Below are 25,323 nucleotides of genomic sequence, written 5' to 3' on the forward strand. Positions count from 1 at the left end.
AAGAATTGGAAATTATAGGTTCTAATTTTCACTGTAACCTTAGCGAAATACACTTGAATCAAATCGATCCTGAAAATTACAAAGAACAAGAAGAAGCCTTTACTGCAGGTGCATTATCTGTAGCCGGATTATTAAATCACAAATTTATCGAACCGCGTTACCAATACAGTCGGGAATTAGATCCGATTGTTGGTGTTTCCTTCACCGGCTTATTTGATTTCTTTGTCCGAGCTTTTGGAGTAGATTGGTTACGCTGGTGGGAAGCAGGAAGACCCCAAACCCCTGAAGGATTGGCATTTAAGCGCCGAGAGCAAGAATACCTCAGCATGTGGAAAGAAATTGTACATCGCGTAGTTTGGGATTACTGCGATCGCCACAACCTCAAACAACCCAATCGCTGTACCACCGTTCAACCTTCTGGCACCAAATCTTTACTTACAGGAGCTTCGCCGGGATGGCATCCCCCGAAAGCACAACGATTCATCCGCCGGATTACTTTCCGGAAAAATGACCCTGTAGCCCTAGCTTGTATTGACTACGGTTATTCTGTTGTACCTTCTCAGTCGGATAAGGATGAAAATGGTAATTTGCTAAACGATCCATTCGATCCGCGCTGTACTGAATGGTTGGTAGAAATTCCCGTCGCCGTACCTTGGGCAGATTTACCGGGTGCAGATGAAATTGATATCAGTAAATTTAGCGCCCTAGCTCAGATGGATTTCTACATGCAGGTGCAAGAATTCTACGTAACTCATAATACATCTGCCACTATAGAATTACGAGAACCTGAAATTGAATCTTTAGGTACTCGCATATATGAAGCCATCAGAGACGATCAGGGTTACATTAGTGCCGCACTTCTTGCACGATTTGACGATCACCAAACTTTTCCTCGCTTACCATTTGAACCAATTTCTAAAGAAAAGTACGAAGAGTCGATGCAAGCAGTGGAGAAACGACGCCAAAATGATGATTTCCATACAGCTTTAAGCCGTTATGACTTTGGCGAACTAATAGAAGCAGGCCCTGCTGGATGTGACTCGGATAAGTGCATGTTACCTGAAGCGGAACCAAGACTATAGAAAATGGAGAATACCTAGTTTCTTGTGAGACTAGGTTCTCCTTGTTTCAGAGAGTAAGTATCTAGAGAATGGATACTTTATTCAAAATTTAAACAATAAAAATTTTCCTAAAATTTTGAAATTATGTTATTCTACTGAGAATTTTATCAACAACTTGGTCTTATCAACAAATTGCTCAAATCTGAAAAATCTATCCCTGAGAATTTCCTTACATTCTCTGTCTAAATACTGATTATCTATAATTGGAGAATAGTGACTAATTTTGCTACACAGTATTTGCTGCCTAGTAATTCTAGTCAACTACCCACGAACAGCATTAGGAAAACAGCTATGTTTCTAGATGAATTAACACCTATCTTTAAAGAATTTACGCAGCATCCTCTTTCATTTATGGGTGGTTTTGTTTCTGGTGCTCTTCGACTTAACCTTGCTGAGGATCCGGTCAAAAGTTGGCTTGAAGAACAACTTGGACACAGCAGCAATATAAATTCTGCGAACGAGTCACACAATGGTAAAGCTAAAGGTCCTCAACAAATTTCTATCGAATAAAACTTGATAAAATTTGTATCTTAGAAGCAGCAAATAATACTATTATCCAATAGATTTGAATCACATACTGATTGTTATTTCTGTTGCTTTTAATTAACTGAAAATATACTTGAAAAATCCGGTCTTTCCAGAGTCCGGTTTTTTTTTAAAGATAACGAATAGTAAAATTTAGTCTTATGGTTCGTAAGTTATATCGAATAATAATTAATGAATTATTATCGGTATCGCTTATTATTTTCCCGAAGATACTTAATCCTTCACTTCAAATATTGACTATTATTTTAGTAATGTATTACTTCTCACTATTAAAATTTTGTAATAAATTTTGTAATTTTAAATGATACTTACAAGTACTAATTGTTTTTATTCGCGTAAATTAAACTAGATTCTAACGTACAAATAATATTTGATTTTGTTTGCTTTATGACTATATGTTAATGGCCTATGTGTGACCAGAACCTATAAGCAGGAGTCAGGAGTGAAAGCTGCTTTACATATAACTTTTAGCTTTTTGGCTGTACCTCACTTACTTACAATCCGCTATAAATACCAGCCCAGCCTACTGTCTTTGCTATTCTAGAATTCAGGGAATTAATCGCATTTTTTGCTACAAAGACTGTAATGGGTTAAATTCTCATAATAATATGTTAGCTAGAGCGCATAATAGTACTTTACAAATAGATTATTTATTACAAAAAAAACCTTATTGTAAGATGTGAATTATTTACATTTATCAAAAAATATCAACAAACAAATAATAAACAATTTACATCTAACTTTCATCTCAAATTTATAAGAATATAGAAGCTAAAATAACTCGATATAATTTATTTTACAAGCAGTAAATATATATACATTTCTAATTGGATAAAATCAATAGTCAAGCAACTACTATACATGACGACTATACATAATAATATGAGTTAAAAAATATATAAGTGAGGCTAATTTTAAGTTAGATGCATTTGTAATTTCTCATACCTAGAAAAATAGGGCAATCAGTTATTATATAAGCGTACACTGAATATTCTCACACATCTAGGCAAACTAGTAAGTAAAGCAGAAATTATATAAATTGCAAACTTATATTTTATTTGCCTCTCAATAATTATTGAGAAAACAGAATTATTTTTTATTATTTAAATCTGTTTCCTCTAGTAAATAAATTGCTTTTTGTTTAACTCAAGTATATCCACATGACTATTTACGTTGGTAATCTCTCCTACCGCGCTACTGAAGCAGATTTAAGAGCTGTATTCGCTGATTATGGCGAAGTTACAAGAGCGGTACTACCCACAGATCGTGAAACAGGGCGTAAGCGTGGCTTCGCTTTTGTCGATCTAGCAGAAGAAGCACAAGAGGATGAAGCTATTTCTGAACTCGATGGTGCTGAATGGATGGGTCGACAAATCAGAGTCAATAAAGCTAAGCCAAGGGAAGATAACCGACGCACTAGTTGGGCAAAACCTCAAGATGTTACGCAATAATTAATTATGCTCTTATCTAAATAACTTTTTTTCTAGTCGTACAAGACTTCAAAAGTCACTTTTTACTAGAAATAATTTAGATTTTTATCAAAAAATAAACTAAATTCCGACAAGTCGCAGAGGCTCTATTAATAACCTCACGACTGGTCGGCTTTTGCTATTAAGATGGTTATTTATACTTTGTATTTCTATAGTCTTTATTTTTATACTTTGTAAATTTTATAATGAATTGCTTCATTGATAATAAAAAATAAAATATACTTGATTTAACTTAACCTATTTTAATGTTCTACTGTCCCTAATTTGTCACCTTTTCTATTGTATTTTTTTGAGAGTAGAATGTTTATTTTTTCTGCTAGATAATTACATTATAGGTATTGGATATTGTTTTAACTTTTAGAATGAAATAGTAGTAGCTTTGGATAAAATTAAGATAATCAATTCTGCCACACTAATTTTGATAAGTTAATATATTTCCGAGACTTTATTGAGGTAAGGTGAGTAGAATTAAAACTTATATCTGTAAATGATATACCCGTTGGGTAAAGTCAATGTCAAACTTGGTTGGAGTTATGGGTCCAGAATACTCTGTGATTATTTCTATAACAGAATAAAATCCGAAAATGTTTACGGCACTTACACAGGCTGCTTTGAAAGGAGAATTAGAGAACAACAAAACTTCATACATCACCATCTCCTTTAGGCTTCACGAAAAATACTGCAGCGATAATTTGACGTAATTTATACGGCATAAACTCCTTATTTTTCAATTTGATCGCCAAAGAGGCGTCCCACTCTAGATGTGAGCCCCCATTTAATCGGCAAAACAGTATATTTCTTGGATAGGATGTATACTGCATTACCATTCATCAATGATGCGATCGAAAAAAAGCTGAGTTTCTTTAGTTTATCTAAAATCATATTTGAGTTCTGAAATAAGCTTTCTAAGATAGAGTCAGCAACCAAGGTGTTGTGAAAAAACTGCAGTTTAATTAGTAGTCCGCAGCGAGGATAAACGCATGACTAAAGCAGCAGAATCTTTGGAGTCATCAATGGATAAAGGTACAGATAAAAGTTTAGACCGCGACTGTACAACTTTGTCACGTCATGTTTTACAACAATTTCAGAATTTTTCCCCAGAGGCGCAAGACTTGAGCGCCCTGATGAATCGAATAGCCCTAGCAGGAAAACTAATTGCACGTCGTATGAGTCATGCTGGGTTAATGGAAGGTGTTTTGGGATTCACTGGTGAAGTCAATGTGCAGGGAGAATCTGTCAAAAAGATGGATGTCTATGCTAATGATGTGTTTATTTCCGTATTTAAGCAAAGTGGTTTAGTATGCCGCTTAGCTTCTGAGGAAATGGATAAACCATACTATATTCCTGAGAATTGTCCCATTGGCCGCTATAGTTTGCTGTACGATCCAATTGATGGTTCTTCAAATACCGATACTAATCTCAGTTTGGGCTCGATTTTTGCGATTCGCAAACAAGAAGGTGATGACCTTGATGGTGATGCTAAAGATTTATTGGCACCTGGACACAAGCAAATTGCTGCAGGGTATATCCTTTATGGTCCAAGTACAATGCTGGTGTATACCATGGGGAAAGGGGTTCACTCATTCACCCTCGATCCAAGCTTAGGGGAATTTATTCTCACAGAAGAAAACATTCAGATTCCGGTTCATGGTCCCGTATATAGTGTCAATGAAGGTAATTTTTGGCAGTGGAATGAACCAATTCGGGAATATGTTCGCTATGTTCATCGTACGGAAGGTTATACAGCACGGTACAGTGGAGCAATGGTGAGCGACATTCATAGAATTTTGTTGCAGGGTGGTGTATTTCTATATCCCGGAACGTTACCAAAGCCGGAAGGTAAGTTACGTTTGCTTTATGAGTCAGCTCCTTTAGCTTTTTTGATCGAGCAAGCGGGAGGTAAGGCAACTACAGGGCATCAAAATATATTAGATGTGGTACCTTCCAAATTACACCAACGTACCCCACTGATTATTGGTAGCAAGCAAGATGTTGCCAAAGTGGAATCCTTTATCCAAAATGGCCACTGAATTGGGATTGCTATAGCCTGACTTTGGGAACCGGTGCTGGGTAATTGATGCTAGAAAAATGGAAATTCATTACCAGCAGTAAGCTCAATTTGTATAAAATTTCACAAAAATTATCCATGGCAAAACAGGAAATACTTCCTCTATGGAATAAGTAGATGAACAACACTACACTACTTACTCTGGTGGGATTTACTCTAGAAACTGCTGAAAAATTAAGACATTTGTGGAATTACATCTAATAAGGCGAACAAATAGTAAGCTAGCGCCGCAAAGCCCTACTTAATCAAGTATGTCTTACCCTCATCTAAGATTTTCGCAAAAATGGCTGCTATGTTATGAACCACCAGCAAACTTGAGTAGAAACGGTTGGCAAGTTAATCAATAGCTTACTGGTATTTATATCCTCATAGACACCCTGTGATTTTTTGATGCTTCTGAGTTTTGATATCTGCTTGAGAAAGGAGAAATGGAATACAAATTTCCAACTTCTAATTCCCACTTCCTAGTCCCCATATGACTTTATAGAAAATTGTGTGTCTATTTTTATGCCCCCTTTGTGAATATGCATAATCATTAGCGCAAAAAGGCATCAGTCTAGCCGCACTTGCGGTAACCCCGATCCCTGATCGTTTCGCACATCCCTGACCGGGTTATCGCAAAAATCTCAGTCCACAATTCCCTTACCACAACAAATCTCATCAAAACGAAATTGCTATGGTTAGTCTGTTAGAAAATCCCTTACGGGTCGGTTTACAACAGCAAGGAATGGCCGAACCCCAAATCATCGTTATTTTTGGTGCTTCCGGAGACCTGACTTGGCGTAAATTAGTGCCAGCGCTTTATAAGTTAAGAAGGGAACGGCGCATTCCAGGAGAAACCACAATTGTTGGTGTTGCACGTCGAGATTGGAGCCACGAGTACTTCCGCGAACAAATGCGCAAAGGTATGGAAGAAGCTCATAGTGACGTTCCATTAGAGGAAATGTGGGAAAGTTTCTCCCAAGGTTTATTCTACTGTTCTGGTAATATAGATCACCCTGAAAGTTACCAAAAACTGAACACACTATTAAGTGAATTAGATGAGAAACGGGGTACTCGAGGTAACAGGATGTTTTACCTCTCCGTCGCACCAAAATTTTTCCCTGAGGCAATTAAGCAATTAGGTGCCGCGGGAATGATTAAAGATCCCTACAAGCATCGTCTAGTAATTGAAAAACCCTTTGGTCGCGATTTAGCTTCTGCTCAAAGCCTCAACCGAGTAGTGCAAAAAGTATGTCAAGAAGACCAGGTATATCGAATTGACCACTACTTAGGTAAAGAAACCGTTCAAAACTTGCTAGTTTTTCGGTTTGCTAATGCGATTTTTGAACCCCTATGGAATCGTCAATTTGTTGACCACGTCCAAATTACTGTAGCAGAAACCGTAGGTGTTGAAGACCGCGCTGGCTATTATGAAACTTCCGGGGCACTGCGGGATATGTTGCAAAATCACCTGATGCAACTTTTCTGTTTAACAGCAATGGAAGCTCCCAACTCGATGGATGCTGACAGTATTCGTACAGAAAAAGTTAAAGTTCTCCAAGCAACTCAATTGGCGAACATACAAAACTTGGGATCTTCATCAATACGGGGTCAATATAGTGCCGGTTGGATGAAAGGAGAGCAAGTTCCCGGATATAGAACAGAACCAGGAGTTGACTCAAATTCTGTCAATCCGACATTTGTTGCAATGAAGTTTGCTGTTAATAACTGGCGCTGGCAAGGAGTTCCTTTTTATCTGCGAACTGGGAAGAGAATGCCCAAAAAAGTCAGCGAGATATCCATCCATTTCCGCGAAGTACCTTCTCGGATGTTTCAATCAGCTGCGCAACAGAGAAGTGCCAATATTTTGGCAATGCGAATGCAGCCCAATGAAGGTATTTCCTTGAGATTTGATGTAAAAATGCCGGGGGGAGACTTCCGCACCCGTTCTGTTGATATGGACTTTAGTTATGGCTCCTTTGGTATAGAAGCCAAATCTGATGCCTACGATCGCTTATTCCTTGATTGCATGATGGGCGATCAAACACTTTTCACTCGGGGAGATGAGGTAGAAGCGGCTTGGCAGGTTGTTACCCCTGCTTTAAGTGCTTGGGATGCACCTGCAGATCCAAAAATTGTTCCCCAGTATGAAGCTGGTACTTGGGGACCAGTAGAAGCAGAATTTCTCATTAACCAAGATGGTCGTCGCTGGCGGCGACTTTAAACAGAATTCAGAAGTCAGGAGACAGGAGGAATAATTTTGCTGGGGTTTTGCCTTGGAGCATTGTAAGGACGCTCTGTATATCTTACAGGATAAGGACACAAACCAAACAAAACCTAGAGCAACGTAAGTACAAGTAGAATCAGACAATTCCTTCGGAATTCTCACTTTTTACTCCTAAATCCTAACTCCCAACTCCTGACTCCTGTCTCCTCTAAATAAAACCCAAAAATTAAAAATCAAACTCAAACTCAAACCTATTATGACTGTTCAAGCTCCTACAGTTTTTTCACTTCAGGCTCCGAAAGATGTTTCGCTAACAGAAATTGAAACGGAACTTAACCAAATTTGGCAAAGTTACGGTATTGCTGGCGAAGACGGAGCTTTACCTGCGGCTACACGAGCCACAACCTTTACTCTGATGGTTTACGAACCAGAGGAAACTCAATATTTGTTGGCGAATTTAGGATTTTATAACGGTCCCATTGACGGAATTTTCGGACCACAAATGATTTCCGCCCTACGAGATGCCCAAAAAGCATTTGGACTAGAACGTACTGGTAAGGCAAATTCAGCAACTCTTGAACGACTTCGTGAAGAATTAAGTCACAGAAATAAGAACACTTCTGGTCAAGAATCTTATTCTCCTAATGCTAGTAGTCCCAGAATTGCTGATGAAATTGCTTTGCGTAATCCTTGTCGGATTATCAGCTTAATTCCTTTAGCTGGAGAAGATACGGGTGTTAAGGCACAAGTTTCTGCTTATTGTCCCATTCAAAAGCAATCATCAAGTACTTTAGTATGTTGCGAATATATTACCATCACAGGTACAGCAGCAGCTTTAGAACGTGTTGGCGGGATGATTCCAGAATTATTGATTGGTGGCTTACCTAAGTTTCTCTGGTGGAAAGCAACTCCCGATCCAAATAACCAATTATTTAAACGACTCGGGGATTTTTGCGATAACGTCATTGTTGATTCTTGCAACTTTAATAAACCAGATTCTGACTTACTCAGTCTGCAAGAATTAGTAGAAAAAGAAATTCCTTTAGCCGATCTTAACTGGGGACGCATTTCAGGTTGGCAGGAACTAACAGCAGAAGCATATGACCCACCCCAGCGCCGTGGTGCTATCACAGAAATTGATAAAGTGAACATTGATTACGAAAAAGGTAATCCTACCCAAGCCCTACTATTTTTAGGTTGGTTAGCAAGTCGCTTAAACTGGCGTCCTGTTGCTTATCAAAAAGAATTAGGTGACTATAACATTACAAAAGTCAAGCTACTAGCACCTGACCAAAGACCGATAGAAGCTGAGCTAGCAGGGGTTCCTGTCGCTGATATTGGTGATATTGTCGGGGACTTAATTGCTATTCGTCTGGATTCTACTAATCCAAAGGCAAATTGCGGTACATTAATTTGCTCTGAAACTGGCGGTTGTATGCGTATGGAAACCCAAGGTGGTGCCCAATCTACCGGTGTATTCCAGCAGGTAACTTCACTTTCAGAACAAAAAGCAGAATCCCTGCTTTCCAAGCAAGTGCAACGTTGGGGTCGTGAGGCGCTATTTGAAGAAAGCCTTGCACTTACAGTCAAAATGCTTAAACTGGCAAATTCGTAGTCACAAGTCACCAATCAATAAGCCATTAGTTGGGAGTGAAAAGTTAAAAAATAATGAATTGTGGGTAAAAACATCAGTAAGTTTTATAATTCATGATTCATAACTTATAATTCCTAATTTTCTGACTTATGGCCTTAATTATTGCAGGAGAACGTAGCGGGGTGGGCAAAACAACAATTACGCTCACCCTGTTGGCGTTTTTATGCAAACGCTACAACAAAGTGCAATCTTTCAAGGTCGGTCCTGACTACATTGACCCCATGTTTCACAAATATGTGACGGGACGTGCTTGTCGTAATTTAGACCCAATATTAACTTCAGAAACATATGTAAAACAGTGTTTTGCTCGTCATATTCAAGATGTCAATTATGCCTTGGTTGAAGGTGTAATGGGTTTATTTGATGGAGTGGGTCGAATAACTCCTTTTTCCAAAAAAATTAATGAAATAGGGGAGGAAGGGTACAGTGGTAATAAGGAAGAGGTTTTTACCAAATCCCCAATATTCATATCCTTCGCTAGTACTGCCCACATTGCTAAGTTACTAAATTTACCCGTAGTTTTAGTAATTGATTGCAGTCGTTTATCTGGTTCTGTGGCGGCGATCGTTTACGGTTACTGCAGCTTTGACCCAAGTATAAAAATTGCCGGATTAATTTTAAATAGAGTTGGTAGCGATCGCCACTTATCTTTACTCAAAAATGCTCTCGAACCGCTACAAATTCCCATTTTTGGAATACTAAGAAGACAGGATAACATCGCAATTCCTGATCGCCATCTGGGTTTAATACCTACATCAGAACTTCCCCAAATGGATACTTTAATTGAAAAACTTGTTCTTTTGGGAGAAACTTGCTTTGATTGGCAAAGATTATTACCACTTTTAGAGGTAGGTAACGGGGAACGGGTAATAGGAAAGGGAACAGGGAGAAGAGAGCAGGGAGAAGGGACCAGGGAGAAGGGGGAACAAAAAACAGAAGATTTTGTTTTTGACCAATTACCAATTACCGATTACCAGTTACCACATCAACCTAAGGCGCGGGCTTTTAACAATCCTCCAATCAAAATTGCGTTTGAACGCAGCAAGCTGAACACAACGCACGCTGAGAACGCCCCGCGCGTTGCAATCGCTTGGGACAAAGCTTTTAATTTTTACTACCAAGAAAATATTGAATTACTTGAGGAATTTGGTGCAGAATTAGTTTTCTGGAGTCCGTTACAAGATACTGAATTACCTAAAAATATTCAGGGAATGTATTTCGGGGGTGGTTTCCCGGAAGTTTTCGCTTCACAGCTCGCAGCAAATGTTGATGTTCTTTTATCTGTTAAAACAGCTATTTTTTCGGGAATACCAACAATTGCCGAATGTGGGGGATTGATGTATCTATGCGAACAAATTATTGATTTTGCAGGTCAATCTTGGTCGATGGTGGGAGCGTTACCAACTACAACTGTGATGGATAAACGTTTAAGTTTGGGATATCGTCGAGCTGTAGCTTTGCAAGACACTATTTTAGTATCTAAAGGTAAAGTTGTTTGCGGACATGAATTTCATCGCTCTCATCTGCGAGTTAGTCCCGAAAAATCTTTGTGGCAAACTTATCGGTACGATTTGGAAGAATTTACAGGTGACGAGGGGTGGGTTTTTCCAGCAAATCTTCATGCATCTTACGTTCACTTACATTGGGGAGCGACTCCGGAAATCCCCCAAAGATTTTTAGAATGTTGTTTTAATTCGATGTTTATTTGAACGCCACTGTTATCCTTATCTAATCTCACAGCCAAGATTCAAACGCAGGTCTGACATCTTGAGTACTTTTGCAACTATTTTCCAGCTAGGAGCCAAATTAAACCAGAGTTTCAAAATGTACTGTTAAATACAAAATTGTAATAAATCCCGGATTAGAAGCAGAACAGATTCAAAACTAGTTAGCTTGGCTCTTTAAGTATTTACACTACAAAACAGTAAATAATTATTATCTTTATTCAGTCACACCTTTGCGTATAAAAAGAGCAATAGCCCCAAAGATTAGTAGAGAGACTCCCCACCAAAGAGAGTCACCAGGAAGAACCTTCAGTAAAAGCGTAGTCATTCCAGAACTTAGTAGCGACCATCCTAATGTTGTTTGGTAGCTCATTTAATTGCTTTCCTTGTGTTAATTGCTGTTCTTAAATTAATTCTTTTTCAGAGAAAATCAATCAACTAAAAGCATTAGAGTAACACTGGTCTGAGGTAGTAGTTTCCACAATTTCTACTAAGTCTTCTAATAGGGTGTTTGGGTTTAGCTCATAGCATTGCGAAAATTAATTTACCAGTTTGTTCGATTTTCATATTTTCAAGTATTGAAATTGCGATCGCGAGTACTAGACTTATGCAGAATTAAATAAAAAAGTAACCTTTTTTATCTCTTCCCCCACTATCAATTAGCAGCGTCGAAAGTAACAGTTGTGGTGAAAGCGAATAACAGTGATGTGGTGAAAGCGAATAACAATGAGAACATAACAGATACAGAGCTAGTTAGCAGAGCGCGTTTCGGCGATAAAAAAGTATTTAGCTGTTTGATTAAACATTACCAATCAATGGCTAAAGGTATTGCTTTGAATATGTTGAGAAATCAATAACTCGCCCAAGATTTAGTACAGGAGGCGATGTTATCTCATAATTTCCTATCCTTAGGGAAGAAATCTATATAGTTAATAGGCTTAGCAATAATATTTCCTTGCTCAATTTGCTTTCTAATTTCCTCACTCCAGATAATCTGGCTTGTATTATTAGGAAGAATCTTAGCAAGACTCGACTTACTGTCCACATCAATAAGTTCAATATGAGCAATAGGTAAGGTAAATATACGAATAACTTCTTTAGTTTGTGGATCTACAATTTTTTTAGTTATTTCTTTGATTACAAACTTCATTCCTTTCTTATAACCATATGATTTCCCATGATTGAGGACAACATAATTTTTTCCGAAAATACCAGCAACGCGAGTATAATTACTATCTACTTTTCTTATATCAGATACAAATTTGTGATAATTTGCGTTTAATATCGTAACAATTCCATCGATAGCTTTCTTCGTTGCTGAATTAATCAAAATGTCTTCATTTTCCGTTGAAGAATAACTAATTTTCTCTTTATCACTAGTATTTAATTTTAATACGAATTCCGTACCTGTTTTATCGGAAATATTCCTGGAATAATCATCATCGCGAGTTATTTTATTTGTATAATCATTATCATTTCTAACTTCTACACTTACTCTAGGTACTTCTAAATTACTTTCTGAGTAATTACTATTACCAACTTCTACAAAGGTATTGACTATTTCACTTGTAGCAGTATTAATAATCCTGACATTCAATTCAACATCAGCATTTTTGTTAGTAGTTGCCTTACCAAAACCAAGAAATCCTCCCCCAGATTTCCTCTTAGTAATATTAAATTGAGTTATAGATCCAATAATTATAGCTTCGACACCAAATTTTTGACGAATTTTACATAATTTTCCCTCCTCATAAAGTTCTTTCATTTGAGTTCTTTCAACTACTGTAAAATTATTGTCTCTAGCTAAGTAACTGGCTATGATGTCACTAATTCTTGTTACTTCGTCTTGATAGTCATAAAAATTTTTATCATTATTTAGGTTTAGAGCTGTAGCACTAAATTTAAAATCAGCAACTGCAATTCTAAGTTTTCCTGCTGCGAATCGAGGAGGAATAGAACAATCTTGTTCTTGAGTATTTGAAGTTACTTCACTGTCTTGAGCATTAACAGAATCTACACTAGTAATCTCAAAACTTAAAGTAAATAATGAAGTGATAATAGCTAAGGTGAAACGGCGAAAAAAATAGTAATTTTTCATTAATTCCCGAATTTGCCGAGAAAGAATATAAATAAAATAATTTACATATAGTTATATTAGAAGATAAAGCTTATAAAGTCCCTAACCCAGAGAATAGGAAACCTCTCAAAAAAGTTAGATTAATACAATGAAAAGAATTACCCCAAGTTGTAATTAGTATATTTACTACCTTTGGATACGTTGCAGTCCGGACAGGTAATTCTCAGATTTTTTGGCTCTAAAGCTAATTGAGGATACTTGCTCAACGGCTGTTTGTGGTCAATATGAGAGCCTTTAAATTCAATTGGCTGGCGACAAATAGCACAAAGTCCTTTCTGAATCTTATATTGTTGCTGTTTCCAGAGTTTTCCTTCATGAGATTTACGCCAGCGGTTAAATTCTGTACGTGGTTCGTATTTCTCTTCAATACTAGCAGCAGCGCTTTTAAGTTCATCTAAAGCTATATCAACCTGCTTAGTAGCTTCAAATAATTGTCTTACCAATTGCTCAAAAGAATAATCTGACACTTGATTAACTACTGTACTTTGCTTTGATGGTCGCAGCGGTAGCTTTGAGTTCGGCTAAAACGCTATCAGTATCAGACATAGCTTGAATAAGTTGTTTGGCTATTTCGCTCATTTCGGTGTCTGTACCACGGGTGAAAGGAACTTCTGTGACATTACCTAATCGTTCCAGCAGCGATCGCAGAATAATTTCCAGGGTCTGGCTAGTTGTTGGTTTAATGCGAGGGCGGTTTTTATATTTCCGAATCGAAACAATCACATCCCTGAGGAGGTAAGCATAAGCTCTACCTTGTTTTGTCACTGAAGTTAAATTTTTAGTAAGAGAATACGCTAGGTAACGACTTGCGCCATACCCTTGTAATTGTTTGCGGGTAGTGGTCTTATCGGCGTTCATAATTTTTATCTGATGCGTTTAACTATGCTGCATCTTGGTACTTATTATATTGAGATAGCAAAGTTTCAATCCAGGGGTCAGAGAGTCCAAAGCGTTGAGCAAATTGGTAGACTTTGGCGATCGTACTGACAAATAAACTACGCTCTTTTTTCAGGGTTTCTTCGTATTGGTCGATTTTAGTTGCAAAGTCCTGCTCAACTTGTTTAATGTAGTTATTTTTCTTAGTGACTTGACCTTTTTGTGCTGCTTGCAAACGTTGTCGCTCTAATAGTTCTGAGCCTGCAAATGTAACCAATGCCATCAAAATATCTTGTTCTGATGCTTCTTCCAAGTTTAGATTAGCAAATGCTCTCTTAGCATCTGCTGCAGTCCAGTTAAATTTTTTGGCATATTCAATAGCTTCTTTTTTGGTGGTCATAGTTCTGGTGGGCTGTTGCGAGCGGTAATTACTTTTTTAAAAGCTGAAAAATACTAGGTAGTCTTACTTCTTTTTAGCTGATTAGCTTGCACTTGTTAATTAGGACAAGTGTTCTGATGTAATTTATTTATCTTTAAATTATTTTTCTGAGCAATCTTTACTCTTAGTCAATTATGGCTTCATTAAGTGAAATATTTTAAGTACTCGAGCAGCAAAAGACCAACAAGCATAATGCAGTTGACACCTTATTTTGCTACATATGTTTTCTAACCAATTCCGGGATTTCTTCTATAATTTTTCTTCTCAGATAAATCCGATGAGCTGAGGAATAAAAAGCTTGAATTCTATACTTAAAGTGCTTCGTTAAGCTAAAAATAGCGCTTTATTTGGAGTCCATGTGATGAGACAAAAACTAACAGGTGGTTGCTTGTGTAAGAGCATACGCTATGAAGTTGATGAAGTCTTTGATTCCGGATACTGTCATTGTTCAATGTGTCGCAAACTCAGTGGTGCACCTGTTTTAGTTTGGGGTGTTGTAAAAGCGCCATATTTTCGGTTGGTTAAAGGTACACCTACTGAATATGCTTCTTCTGAAAACGGAATTCGGGGTTTTTGTCCGACTTGTGGTTCGCAACTGTTCTACCGAAACAAAGTATCCGATGATATTGAAATTAATTTGGGTACTTTAGACAATCCCGAACTTGTAGAACCTAAAGTTCATGTTTTTACAGATAATCAACTTAGTTGGTTTCAACTTTCTGACTCACTTCCCCGTTACCAAGACAATGTCATTCCCGACCCAGAGTATCGAAGTGGAAACAGTCAATAAAAAGTCTCTAGACTCACAACTAATTCTTCACCCCAATAATATTTAAATTCTGATTTAACTCCCGAATGCGTCGAGAAAGAATACCAATAATATTCACAGCAATTTCCGGAGTTTCTTCAATCGCATCATAAAGTTGTTCTTGGGTTAACTCCAAACATTCGGTAACTTCTAAAGTCGTAGCGGAAGCAGAACGGGGTTGAGAATCAAAAACCGCCATTTCACCAAAAGATTCTCCCTGTACAAATTCTGCTAATTTACGATTTCCCAAATGGGCTTTAACTTTACCAGAAATCACAATATAAAGAGACCTTCCTTCTTCTCCTTGTCGGAAAATAGTGTAATTAGATGGAAAAGATAACTCATCCATCACCGATGCTAAACGCACCAGAAAATCATCTCTTAACTCTTTAAAAATTGGAACTCGACGAACAAATAATAAACGGTCAACACTGGTTAGCATGGGAATATAGCGCTACGCGCAAGTCAAAATTCAAAGGTCAAAATTCAAAATATGTTCTGCGGACATGCTGAGAACGCACTACGCGTTCATCCGCACACAGTGCGCGAACAGCTTGCTGCGTTAAAATGCGAACAAAACAAACCGCGTCCTTACGGATAAAAACTTACAAATCATAGCTTTAGGGGCGTCTACGACCAATAGAGTTTACTAATTCCTTAAATTTATTACGTAGTATTACAAAAATAAAACTCATTACTTGTTACTTATTACTTATTACTTTTCATTTACTCCATTTTTAGAAATAAAATTATCGATATGACCCACAACTAATGGATGAGGGTCATTTTTTACTTGAGGTAATATACTAACTAAAACCCGAGGAGAAACAATACTTAAATAAGCAATTGATGCTTCTCTGACAAAACCTGTAGAATGTTTTAGCCCCCTCAAAATATGAGATATCTCTAAGCTGATACGCGCTACTTCAGCAAAATGGAAACAGCAAGCTAAACACCAATCTGAAAGAAATTCTTCCATTAATAGTAATTTGTGAATGCGCTCGCGGATTATCATCTGTTGATATTCGATTATGCCGTTTTCTACAAGATTTTGTAGCTTTTCTTCGGGAGGATATCTATCTAAAATATTTAATAATATAGGTTTAGAACGAAGAGTAACCGTATGGTCTAAAATTTCTAAACCCCGTGCTAAATTAGCTAATGATTGGGAACGAATATTAATAGTGGCAGCCTGAATTTTATCTATCGGGTAAAGTAATTTTAATAATCTTAATATTCGTTCTTTGACATCAATTTCTAAATTTAATATTGCTCTTTGTAGTAATTCCCCTCTGGCGATTATTTTATCGCTTAATTGATTATTATAAAATAAAGGCTGACTCTTAAAATCAACGTAATTAGCATAGACTTTACCTTGAATTTTTAAATCTATATATGTCGCATAAATTTCACCTAAAAATTGTAACTCTTCATGGATAAATGTTTTAATTTTAATTTCCTGAAACTTATCTACTAAAATAGTATTTCCCGATTGTTGATGGATTTTTAATAGGGTTCGAAGAATATTGTCTCTAGTTGTACCTTTAGATTTTCCTAAATATTGCCAAATAGTATCACTTGCTTCCAAAGTCGAAATTTGACCGATTGTTCGCCAAGCAAACATCCTTACTGTTTGGGGTTTCGATAGATTAGTTGCAAGTTGAAATAGTGGTTCTAGTACTTCGTTTTCTAACTGTACTAAAGCGGTCATTGCTGTATTTCGAGTTGACTTGTAGTGAAGTCCACTAATTAATGTTCCGTAGTATTCTTCTAAACGATTTGCAGCAATCATTTCCAATACAGCACAGCGCACTCGCAATGATTTATCCTGCAATAAAGATGGAATATAAATCCGTAAAACTTGTAAATAAACAGCTTCTCGTAAAGCTTTAACAGCATTTGTCCGTTCGCGTTCCTGTTTGTGAGTTAACATCCAGCGCAAAGTTCTGGTTGCTGCTAATTGTTGGATTGGTGTCCCTTGACGTAAAAGTAATGCAGCTGCTGTTGCACGGACAATTGAATGTTGTTTCCCGTGTAAGTATTCCTCAAGTTTCCTTAAGTCGGGGTGAGATTCAGCTAAATAAACATAACGAATAGCTAGTGCAGAAACTTCGGGAGTAATGTTATTGATAGTTTCTTCATTTAGCAGTTGTCCGACTTGGGTTAAGTATGTAGGGTTTGCACCTCTTTGCAACATTTTTTCTAAACTCAGTTGTTGCAAATCTGGGGGTAAATCTATTAATAGTGGAGCTAAAACTGCTTCTGCTCCTTGGGGGTCGAGTTCCGATAAGAGTTCAATACAAGAACTTCGATCTCCGGAAGCAGTATTTTCTTTTAAAGCTTTGATAACTGCTTGTTTGAAAGAACGTAAATCAATATCTGTACCCTTTAGTTGTTTTTTTCCCGCACTAAAGACCAACAAACTTACATAATGCGATCGCAATACCCAAATTACAACTAAACAAATAAGTGCAATGATAATAGTTTCTATCAAAATAACTGTTTTACTTTGGGGTATAGCCTGTGTCACTAACCACAAAGTGATTAAAATCAATGCCCCTGCTGCACCTGCACCAAATGCTTCAGCAACACCACTAGCTAAAGCTTGGATTTTTGTACGTACTTTATCTGGAATCGGTTGAAATAATAATGGACCACTGCTGAGAACAAAGGTATAGCGTAGAAGCTCATCAAGGAATTTCAAAAATACCATTCCCCAAAAAATAGGTAGTTGGGGTGTTGCCGATGTTAAAGATAATAAAATTACTAAAGAGAATGCAAAAATTGCCACTGTAATTGGTAGTAAAGCAATAGTTACAAAGACTCCAAAACGCTGAAGAATGCGACTGGAAAGGAATAGTTGTACCAATAACTCACAGATACCAGCGACACCACCAAATAATCCCAGAAAGCTAGCAATATCCTTTTCGTTATAATTTGACTTTAATTGGGCAAGATACTGAAAATCAATAAATATACCAATAACTTGTAGCAGTCCGAAAAAAGCAAATAATAATAATGCATAATGCCTTAAAGGAGTAGAAAGACGACGCCCAGAAGAACTTTGAACTTTGGAAACTAATCTATTTGGAACGCTAGGGAAAGCATAGCGATAGTTATGAGTTAGATAAAAAAGAATCACCGCACCCACAACGATTAAGATACTTGCAAAGGGAAAGATGACTCCATCTAAGCCAACAAATATTAGCAGTAAAGGTAAACTAAAACCACCAAGAATATCAGCAACTAAAATTCCACTACTTACAAGTGGGTAAGCACGTTTTATTTCCTGAATATTGAATAGCTGATTCGCGGCGATCGAAGTATTAAGGTCATTGAGAACATAAGATGCATCAACCCATAACCGCAATAAAAATATAGTAATAACTGCAGCATATGAAACTTCTAAACCCTGACGCAGTAAAAATAAAACCGCAAACATACAGGGTACAGTCCCTATTACTACCCAACGCAAGGAAAATATCTTTTGCAACCAGGAATAGCAGAAAACTAATACCGCTCCAGTTACTGCACTAGCAATATAAATCCACGGTAAGGAATCAGCATTATATTTATCTAAAAATAGCGCAACAGTAGTATCTTCGGACCAGCGCAACCCAATACAAGTTGTGGTGTAAAAAGCAAACATCAGCCAAGTGCGATCGCTTTCTTCCGGTCGGAGATTGATTAACTGTAATATTCGTGGCAAAATACCTGTTTTTGGAGTAAGCGAATGATTTTTCAGTTCCATAACCTCCCAATAAGTTACTGAAATATAAACAATAAGAAGTCCCGAGCAACTGAGTATTAGTTTTCCCACTCAGCACTCGGGACTATCGCTTCTCGAACAATAAGTTTTACATTTGAGTTTTATATGTGACCTTACAAAGTTTGAAGTTAAAAAATTTGAAGTTACCTGACAAACTTTGAACTTAAAAAATCAAGAACGTACCAGAGCCTAAGCTGATACGGTAGACTCTGATACGTCAGTGTGTCAAAATTAATGAAATAGACTATTAAAAGATAGAGGATAAAAATCTTAATAAGTCTTATCAAGACTTCAAAATTAAAGATTTTTAAGTTATAGAAAATTCAGCAGTGACTTTTGGCTCTGCTCTTTGTTTTATTTAAGAACTCGTCACTTAAGAAATCTCACTCTAACTTCTTTACAGATTATTTCTTAGGAGACAGAAGCATCATCATATTTCGACCTTCTTTTTTTGGCGCTTGCTGAATTTCGGCAAGACCTTCTAAATCATTTGCCATTCGCTTGAGTAAAACTTCTGCCATATCGCTATGTTGAATTTCTCGACCGCGGAACATTACAGTAGCTTTTACTTTATCGCCATCTTTAAGAAAGCGCTCTGCTTGTCTCACACGTACTTGGTAATCGTGTGGTTCTATTTTGTAGCGCATCTTTACTTCTTTAACATCAGCTGTATGCTGCTTTTTACGAGCCTCTCTCGCCTTTTTCTCTTGCTCAAACTTGAATTTCCCATAGTCCATTATCCGACAAACTGGTGGGTCAGCTTTATCAGAAAGCAATACCAAGTCTAGCTCTTTTTCTTCTGCTAGTCTTAATGCTTCTTGAGGGGGCATAATCCCCAACTGAGCACCATCAGTATCAATCAACCGAATTTTCGGAAAGCGAATTCGTTCGTTAATTTGTGGCAGATCTCGACTTCTTCTTTTCTCTATCACAGGCATATATGAATTGTGGGAGCTGTTATGTTAAGGGTTTGGCTTGGGCTTGAGTAACGTATCTCAGATAAATCATTTTGAAATAACTGAGGTCTAATATTGAAACATGTACTTCTAGGATAACTAATCTAAAAAGTAATTTCCTGACCTTATCTGTCATTCTACTCACACTCAGAGAATTTCTATCCAATAGTTAATCTAAATTACATAAGTGTTGCAAACTTTAATTATCGTAACATCTACTTTTCTATTTGCTACAGCAAAAATTACGCATTTATACTGTTTGCTAAGATAGGACTACATGGTATTGACTCCCTGAAAATATTTATTATTTTTTAAATATGATTTTCTAAATAGATTACTCTAAAGTGAAAATCGGAATTAGTACCTAAAATATTAGTACCCAAAATATGAGTAAGACTTAAAATATAATAGTTATTAAGATAGCATACAAGTTTGTAACAGCCTAAAAGATAAAACTTAGGATACACAATTAGTTTAACGCAATTATCCCCTTGTGGGTATTTTTCAGGTTAATTTATTCGATATGAAGCTTATATTGACTTATATTTTCATTATGTAGCAATAGGAGGTAAGTTTGAACCCCACAGCTAACTTACAACAAAGATTAGGTAACCAGAGAGATTGGATATGGCGGGGTTGGAGGATTCGCTACACATATATCCGCGCAGTTCAAACAAGTCAAAAACCTCCCATAATTTTTCTGCACGGCTTTGCCGGTTCTATTGCGAATTGGCGACATAATTTAGAAGTATTTAGTGCATCTCATACAGTTTACGCCTTAGACATATTGTGTTTTGGAGCTTCAGAAAAAGCTACAGCTAATTACAGCGTGGACTTGTGGGTAAATCAAGTCCACGACTTTTGGGAAACATTTGTTGGTCAACCAGTAATTTTAGTAGGTCACTCCATCGGTTCCCTAATTTCCCTTACTGCTGCTGCTACTTATCCGGAAATGGTGAAAGGATTAGCGATGACGAATCTTGCGGATCCGTCACTAGAAAAAGAACAAACCCCTGCATTTCTCTACCCAGCAGTGGGATTTGTGAAAAATATTGTTGCTTCTATCGCTTTACCTTTGTTAATTAAACCCTTTTTCTACTTCATACGTAAAAGTGGGTTTATACGTTACGGACTTAACCAAGCTTACGTTAATCCGAAGACGGTCACTGATGAACTAGTAGAAATTTATGCTACACCTCCTCAAGATAGAGGTTCTCCTGGAGCTCTTCTAGCCCTAGTAAGGTCTTCAGTTAGTCCCAATTATAGTCCCAACATCAAGGAAATTTTGCCTACCTTATCTATTCCCATGCTGTTAATTTGGGGCAAACAAGATAGATTCTTTCCTGTAAAATCGGCAGAAGGATTCGCTAAATGTAACAATAAGTTACAGGTTATTTACTTAGAAGGTGTTGGACATTGTCCACATGATGAATGTCCCGAACGAGTAAATAAAGAAATTTTGGGATGGATTGATAAATATTTGGATTAAGTTTGTCGTTTATAATCACCAAATACTAACAACTCATTACCCATTACCCACAATTCACTACTATACGCCGTCGTACCCTGCAAGACCTTAGTGAAGAAGGCAGAGAGAGGGCAGAGGGCAGAAGAATATGGTAGGGGCTAGACCTGCGGTCACGCTGCGCTAACCGACCCACTACCAATTGCAAGCCACCAAAATGGAAATTTTGGTGGGGTCTTAAACCCTTGCTCCCTGCGGTCGCCAGAAGCTCTACGACAGAGGCTTCAGCCGACGCCGCAGGCTCTAGACCTATTGCTAACGCAACGCTACGCTAACTGCCTTCTGCCTACGTTCACGCAGTGCGTACAAACTTCTGCCTTTCCTGATAATCCTACAATCCTACAGTTGCACTAAATTTTTACTTATTACTCCTTACTTATTACTTATTACTTATTACTCCTTACTTATTACTCCTTACTTTTCCACTTAAGTATTTTTTCTTTGATCGTGATTCTTCCAGACTGATAAATTCTTAGAGCTTTTCGAGTGAGGACATAACTAATATTTCCTTGATTTGCTAAATACTTACTATTGCTAATATGTGATTTTTCTGAGTGCTTGTAACTTTTCAAAGGAAGGTTAATGACAATACCACTTCTGAGAACAGCAATGTAACTACTTGGAATACTATCACCACAAATATAAGTAATAAAACTTTTAGTTTCAGCTTTGACAAAAGTCTTTTGACCTTGGGGACATCCTTTTTTTAAAGGTTTACCATCAGCACTAACAGCGTATTTAACTTCTTCTTGAAGGACCACACGATTTGCTTTGATTGCTAACATTTCGTAGGGATTCACAGAATATTTCGCTTCCTCACGTTGTGCAATGTAAGTTTCACCTCTTCTTGCTGTTACGGGAGTAGTAAATTTACCTCCAATTTTGGGAATCCGAACATAATACCCCAGACGATGTCGCCGATCTCCCCTGCAAATATATACCCGGTATTTTTGCGTTTCAAAACTACGTATTGGCAGTAGATTAGCTTTAGGACAAATATTTTGGCTAAAAATCGGTTTTTCTCGTGGTTTTTTAATTTCTTTCGCTAATACACTTGAAGCTGCTAACGACAGTATATAAAATGAACTTAAAAGTATAATGTTAAATACTTTTTTATAACTTAAATTCTGTTTTAATAAAATCATTTTTTCCAGTTTTGACATGTAAAAATGTCACCATCTCTTGTCAAGATAGTTAACGATAGGAAACCGGTTGATTATTGTTAGCAAAGCGTACCCTCTGGGCATAGAAAATTAGTTATTTGTAGGGTATGTTAGGCGCGCAAAAGAATTTCTTTTTTGGTTGCCGTTATTTCCACGCCGTAACGCACCGCCATGTCACATTAATGTATAAGGGTGTGTTAGGTGGACAAAAGAATGTCTTTTTTGATCGAAGTACAAGCTTATAGCTACCCTACCTTCGGAGCCGCCAACAAAATCAAATATGATTCCTATATTTATCGGTATATCGGTATTTTCAACCTGATATTTTCAACCCAGTATTTCTAATTTGGTATTTCTAATTTGGTATTTCTAACTTGGTATTTCTAACTTGGTATTTTCACGTCGGTATTTTTATTGAGGGATATCTTATTTGGTAAGTATAAATATGAAAATAACCCCAGACAACAAATATCTGAGGTAATCATCTACTCTTTACAGAAAATAATTTGAAAATAAGATTTTGGTTAAGTAATATCCTTTACTTTGATTCACATTCTTTTTTTGTTACTTCATGGCGGTAACGAAACATCGCATCAAGCTGCATTTGTACCAGCCAACCACTGACAAATTCTACTGGTTCGCCACCTGGCATTGCAAAACAAATCTCATCTGTTAATCTTGTTTTTCCATCTTCTGATTCAAATTTATGCTGATGAGTCCAATGTTCAAAAGGTCCAGAAATTTGTTGGTCGGTAAACGATTTATGTGGTTCACACTCGGTATGACGCGCTAACCAAGTTAAAGGTAAGGGTCCCAGATACAGACGAAATTCTGTAACTGCACCTGTTGCTAATCCCCCCTCTCGGCGAATTACCTGTACGGGTTGCCAAGGTGGGGTTAATAGCTGTAATACATCTGCCCTCTCATGAAATTTCCAAACCACTTCCACCGGTGCATCGATCACCGAGGAATATTTAAATTGCAACATTAAGCAAATTCCATTATTTCAACTCTTAATTACTCTTCATATTCAGTGTCGATTTCTATATCTAAGGTTTCTTCATCAATCCGTAGAAACAAAACATTGGGGCGACAACATACCTGACAATCCTCTACATAAGATTGTTGATAACCACCGGTTAAATCGACAAAAGTTAAGTTTGTTTCGCCGCAATAAGCACAATAATACTCAGCAGTTGTTTGCATTAATTAATAAAGAGATAACAATTATAAAAAAAATATCATTAGTTATTGCAATAGAAGCCTAAACATAAAATATCTATTACTTATTTTAGGACGAGTCGTCAATAACTACAATCTGGGAAGATATAGCGCTAAGCGCAAGTTATTAGCGTACCGTAGGTCGCGCAGCTAGAGCTTTTATGGCGTCGGCGTTAGCCTAAGCACGTGTCTGTAGGACATAAGTAATTAGCGGATCCGTTACGCTTACGCGCTTGCGCTAACAGGACAGATGGAGATGTTGTAGAGGTTGATATTGCTTTAAATTAAGATTCCGAATTCGTGAAGCATTTAATCCTACTAAGATTTCTTCGCCACAATAAACACCCCTTTTAATTTAAATAACCCTCTGTTTACGCTTTTGCTTGGTTCCCAATGGTAGTCAATCGTAAAACCAGCATCAGTCAAACTGTCTAATAATTCTTTCGTGGTAAAAACCACAACCATTGGTATCAAACCCAAAAATATTCCAATCGGCGCGACCATCTTAAACCACTTCATCGTATCTCCTAAACAAACCGTACTGGTGACGAAAACCCCATTTGGTTTGAGCATCTTGTAAACTTTGGCGATAACTTCTTCTTTGTTTTTAAGTAAATGCAAAACATTGAGTCCTAACACCACGTCGAAGGTGCTATCGCCAACACTTAATTCATCGATGGTCGATTGTTCAAAGGTGACATTTTCGATTTTGTTTGCTTCAGCTTTACTTCGGGCAATTTCAATCATTTCTGACGAAAAATCTATTGCTCGAATATGTTTAACGTAAGGTGAGTGAGCGATCGCGGTAGATCCTGTCCCACAGCCAAACTCCAGCACTTCCATGTCTGGCTTAAAGTATTCCCGTGTAACTTGCAGTTTTTTCTGATAAGTTTCTTCGTCAGCAATGGGTTGTTTAGAATAGCTTTCTGCAATTTTGTCCCAAAATTTAATTGAATTATTCATCGCATACCTCTCTTAAATACTTATAGCTAATTCATACAAAGTCAGATATGTCCAGACTTCTCTATGATAGATAACTTGTAAGTGCGATGATTTATTGCAGAATTATGCGCTTTACTAACAGGACAGGTCATGTCCTTATGGACCGGGGCGTAAGCACAGCAGGAGACAGGAGTGAGGAGTAGAATCTGCTTTATAACTGACTTTCAGTTTTTTAACTTTACCTCACTTAGTTGCAATCCGCCAACGACTCGTATTACTACCATGCGATCGCTAAGCCATCAGCACGAGGTTCGCTAGCAGCTATTAATGTTTGCTCGTGTCGAGCGATAATTTGACCCTTTCCGAATGATTCTTGGGAGGAGACTATCACATTGTGTTCCCGCTCTTGTAGCTTACTTATAATCCTAGGACTAGAGGTTGACTCGATTTTAACTGTTGAATCACAAATAAATCGCCATCTTGGAGCATCCAAAGCTGCTTGGGGATTCATGCCATAATCAGCCAAATTCACAACTACTTGCAAATGTCCCTGAGGCTAGGGTGTTTACTTTGTGAAAAATAGCTCGAAAAAACTTCATGCAAATTTTGTATCATTATTTGAGGTCAAAAATATAATCTTTCTTTTTGAAAGTATGGAATGCCCAAAAACTTGAG

General features: G+C 37.3%; 22 protein-coding genes and 1 pseudogene. 10 read left to right on the plus strand and 13 right to left on the minus strand.

Annotated elements, in window-relative coordinates:
• Positions 1-8: 8 nt before the first annotated feature.
• From nrdJ to BC008_RS15395, 7 genes and pseudogenes are all read left to right on the plus strand, one after another.
• Positions 9-1,082, plus strand: a pseudogene (nrdJ, locus tag BC008_RS15360) (ribonucleoside-triphosphate reductase, adenosylcobalamin-dependent); the annotation flags it as partial.
• Positions 1,083-1,412: 330 nt separating this feature from the next.
• Positions 1,413-1,631, plus strand: coding sequence for a hypothetical protein (locus tag BC008_RS15365; protein WP_027842512.1), 219 nt, complete (start codon positions 1,413-1,415; stop codon positions 1,629-1,631).
• Between the two features lie 1,196 nt (positions 1,632-2,827).
• Positions 2,828-3,118 (plus strand): RNA recognition motif domain-containing protein, encoded by a 291-nt coding sequence (locus BC008_RS15370; protein ID WP_027842511.1) that lies wholly within the window; start codon positions 2,828-2,830, stop codon positions 3,116-3,118.
• 1,019 nt (positions 3,119-4,137) lie between these two features.
• Positions 4,138-5,187, plus strand: a complete 1,050-nt coding sequence (fbp, locus tag BC008_RS15380; RefSeq protein ID WP_027842510.1) for a class 1 fructose-bisphosphatase — start codon at positions 4,138-4,140, stop codon at positions 5,185-5,187.
• A gap of 714 nt (positions 5,188-5,901) precedes the next feature.
• Entirely contained in the window at positions 5,902-7,431 is a 1,530-nt protein-coding gene (zwf, locus tag BC008_RS15385) for a glucose-6-phosphate dehydrogenase (RefSeq protein ID WP_027842509.1), read from the plus strand.
• A 259-nt stretch (positions 7,432-7,690) separates the two neighbouring features.
• Positions 7,691-9,049: a glucose-6-phosphate dehydrogenase assembly protein OpcA gene (gene opcA, locus BC008_RS15390; protein WP_027842508.1), complete on the plus strand. Its 1,359-nt coding sequence runs from the start codon at positions 7,691-7,693 to the stop codon at positions 9,047-9,049.
• Between the two features lie 128 nt (positions 9,050-9,177).
• Positions 9,178-10,797 (plus strand): cobyrinate a,c-diamide synthase, encoded by a 1,620-nt coding sequence (locus tag BC008_RS15395; protein ID WP_027842507.1) that lies wholly within the window; start codon positions 9,178-9,180, stop codon positions 10,795-10,797.
• Between the two features lie 232 nt (positions 10,798-11,029).
• On the opposite strand, the gene BC008_RS50525 is transcribed toward BC008_RS15395, so the two are convergent.
• Positions 11,030-11,185: a hypothetical protein gene (locus BC008_RS50525; protein WP_201026075.1), complete on the minus strand. Its 156-nt coding sequence runs from the start codon at positions 11,183-11,185 to the stop codon at positions 11,030-11,032.
• 310 nt (positions 11,186-11,495) lie between these two features.
• Here BC008_RS50525 and BC008_RS49505 point away from each other — a divergent pair, with 310 nt between their 5' ends.
• Positions 11,496-11,669, plus strand: coding sequence for a hypothetical protein (locus BC008_RS49505; RefSeq protein ID WP_161938068.1), 174 nt, complete (start codon positions 11,496-11,498; stop codon positions 11,667-11,669).
• A gap of 35 nt (positions 11,670-11,704) precedes the next feature.
• On the opposite strand, the gene BC008_RS15400 is transcribed toward BC008_RS49505, so the two are convergent.
• The 4 genes from BC008_RS15400 to BC008_RS15415 all read right to left on the minus strand — a co-directional run bounded on the left by BC008_RS15400 (position 11,705) and on the right by BC008_RS15415 (position 14,225).
• Positions 11,705-12,910 carry a CsgG/HfaB family protein gene (locus tag BC008_RS15400; RefSeq protein WP_027842506.1) on the minus strand — a complete coding sequence of 402 codons (1,206 nt, stop codon included), beginning with the start codon at positions 12,908-12,910 and terminating at the stop codon, positions 11,705-11,707.
• A gap of 137 nt (positions 12,911-13,047) precedes the next feature.
• Positions 13,048-13,416 carry an HNH endonuclease gene (locus BC008_RS15405; RefSeq protein WP_058183137.1) on the minus strand — a complete coding sequence of 123 codons (369 nt, stop codon included), beginning with the start codon at positions 13,414-13,416 and terminating at the stop codon, positions 13,048-13,050.
• A gap of 4 nt (positions 13,417-13,420) precedes the next feature.
• Positions 13,421-13,807 carry a hypothetical protein gene (locus BC008_RS15410; protein WP_058183135.1) on the minus strand — a complete coding sequence of 129 codons (387 nt, stop codon included), beginning with the start codon at positions 13,805-13,807 and terminating at the stop codon, positions 13,421-13,423.
• A 22-nt stretch (positions 13,808-13,829) separates the two neighbouring features.
• A complete protein-coding gene (locus BC008_RS15415; protein WP_027842504.1) occupies positions 13,830-14,225 on the minus strand; it encodes a hypothetical protein in 396 nt (131 codons plus the stop codon).
• Positions 14,226-14,625: 400 nt separating this feature from the next.
• On the opposite strand from BC008_RS15415, the gene BC008_RS15420 reads away from it, so the two are divergent.
• Positions 14,626-15,054 (plus strand): GFA family protein, encoded by a 429-nt coding sequence (locus BC008_RS15420; protein ID WP_063800735.1) that lies wholly within the window; start codon positions 14,626-14,628, stop codon positions 15,052-15,054.
• Between the two features lie 19 nt (positions 15,055-15,073).
• On the opposite strand, the gene BC008_RS15425 is transcribed toward BC008_RS15420, so the two are convergent.
• The 3 genes from BC008_RS15425 to infC form a co-directional block, all read right to left on the minus strand.
• Entirely contained in the window at positions 15,074-15,514 is a 441-nt protein-coding gene (locus BC008_RS15425) for a Crp/Fnr family transcriptional regulator (protein ID WP_027842503.1), read from the minus strand.
• A 273-nt stretch (positions 15,515-15,787) separates the two neighbouring features.
• The gene (locus BC008_RS15430) at positions 15,788-18,823 is read right to left on the minus strand and encodes an MFS transporter (RefSeq protein ID WP_027842502.1); all 3,036 of its coding nucleotides are present in this window, start codon (positions 18,821-18,823) and stop codon (positions 15,788-15,790) included.
• 422 nt (positions 18,824-19,245) lie between these two features.
• A complete protein-coding gene (infC, locus tag BC008_RS15435; RefSeq protein WP_027842501.1) occupies positions 19,246-19,779 on the minus strand; it encodes a translation initiation factor IF-3 in 534 nt (177 codons plus the stop codon).
• A 592-nt stretch (positions 19,780-20,371) separates the two neighbouring features.
• Between infC and BC008_RS15440 the strand changes: the two genes are divergently transcribed.
• On the plus strand, positions 20,372-21,286 hold the full coding sequence (locus BC008_RS15440) for an alpha/beta fold hydrolase (protein ID WP_027842500.1): 915 nt from the start codon (positions 20,372-20,374) through the stop codon (positions 21,284-21,286).
• Between the two features lie 443 nt (positions 21,287-21,729).
• On the opposite strand, the gene BC008_RS15445 is transcribed toward BC008_RS15440, so the two are convergent.
• The 5 genes from BC008_RS15445 to BC008_RS15465 form a co-directional block, all read right to left on the minus strand.
• Positions 21,730-22,485: a hypothetical protein gene (locus BC008_RS15445; protein WP_058183131.1), complete on the minus strand. Its 756-nt coding sequence runs from the start codon at positions 22,483-22,485 to the stop codon at positions 21,730-21,732.
• A 538-nt stretch (positions 22,486-23,023) separates the two neighbouring features.
• Complete coding sequence (locus tag BC008_RS15450; protein WP_027846772.1) at positions 23,024-23,473, minus strand: SRPBCC family protein; 450 nt, start codon at positions 23,471-23,473, stop codon at positions 23,024-23,026.
• Between the two features lie 29 nt (positions 23,474-23,502).
• Positions 23,503-23,691: a CPXCG motif-containing cysteine-rich protein gene (locus tag BC008_RS15455; RefSeq protein ID WP_058183129.1), complete on the minus strand. Its 189-nt coding sequence runs from the start codon at positions 23,689-23,691 to the stop codon at positions 23,503-23,505.
• 333 nt (positions 23,692-24,024) lie between these two features.
• Complete coding sequence (locus BC008_RS15460) at positions 24,025-24,669, minus strand: class I SAM-dependent methyltransferase (protein ID WP_027846771.1); 645 nt, start codon at positions 24,667-24,669, stop codon at positions 24,025-24,027.
• A 256-nt stretch (positions 24,670-24,925) separates the two neighbouring features.
• Positions 24,926-25,192 carry a gamma-glutamyltransferase gene (locus BC008_RS15465; protein ID WP_036265352.1) on the minus strand — a complete coding sequence of 89 codons (267 nt, stop codon included), beginning with the start codon at positions 25,190-25,192 and terminating at the stop codon, positions 24,926-24,928.
• Positions 25,193-25,323: the final 131 nt, after the last annotated feature.

It is taken from the genome of Mastigocoleus testarum BC008 (assembly GCF_001456025.1).
In the GTDB taxonomy this organism is placed as follows: Bacteria; Cyanobacteriota; Cyanobacteriia; order Cyanobacteriales; family Nostocaceae; genus Mastigocoleus; species Mastigocoleus testarum.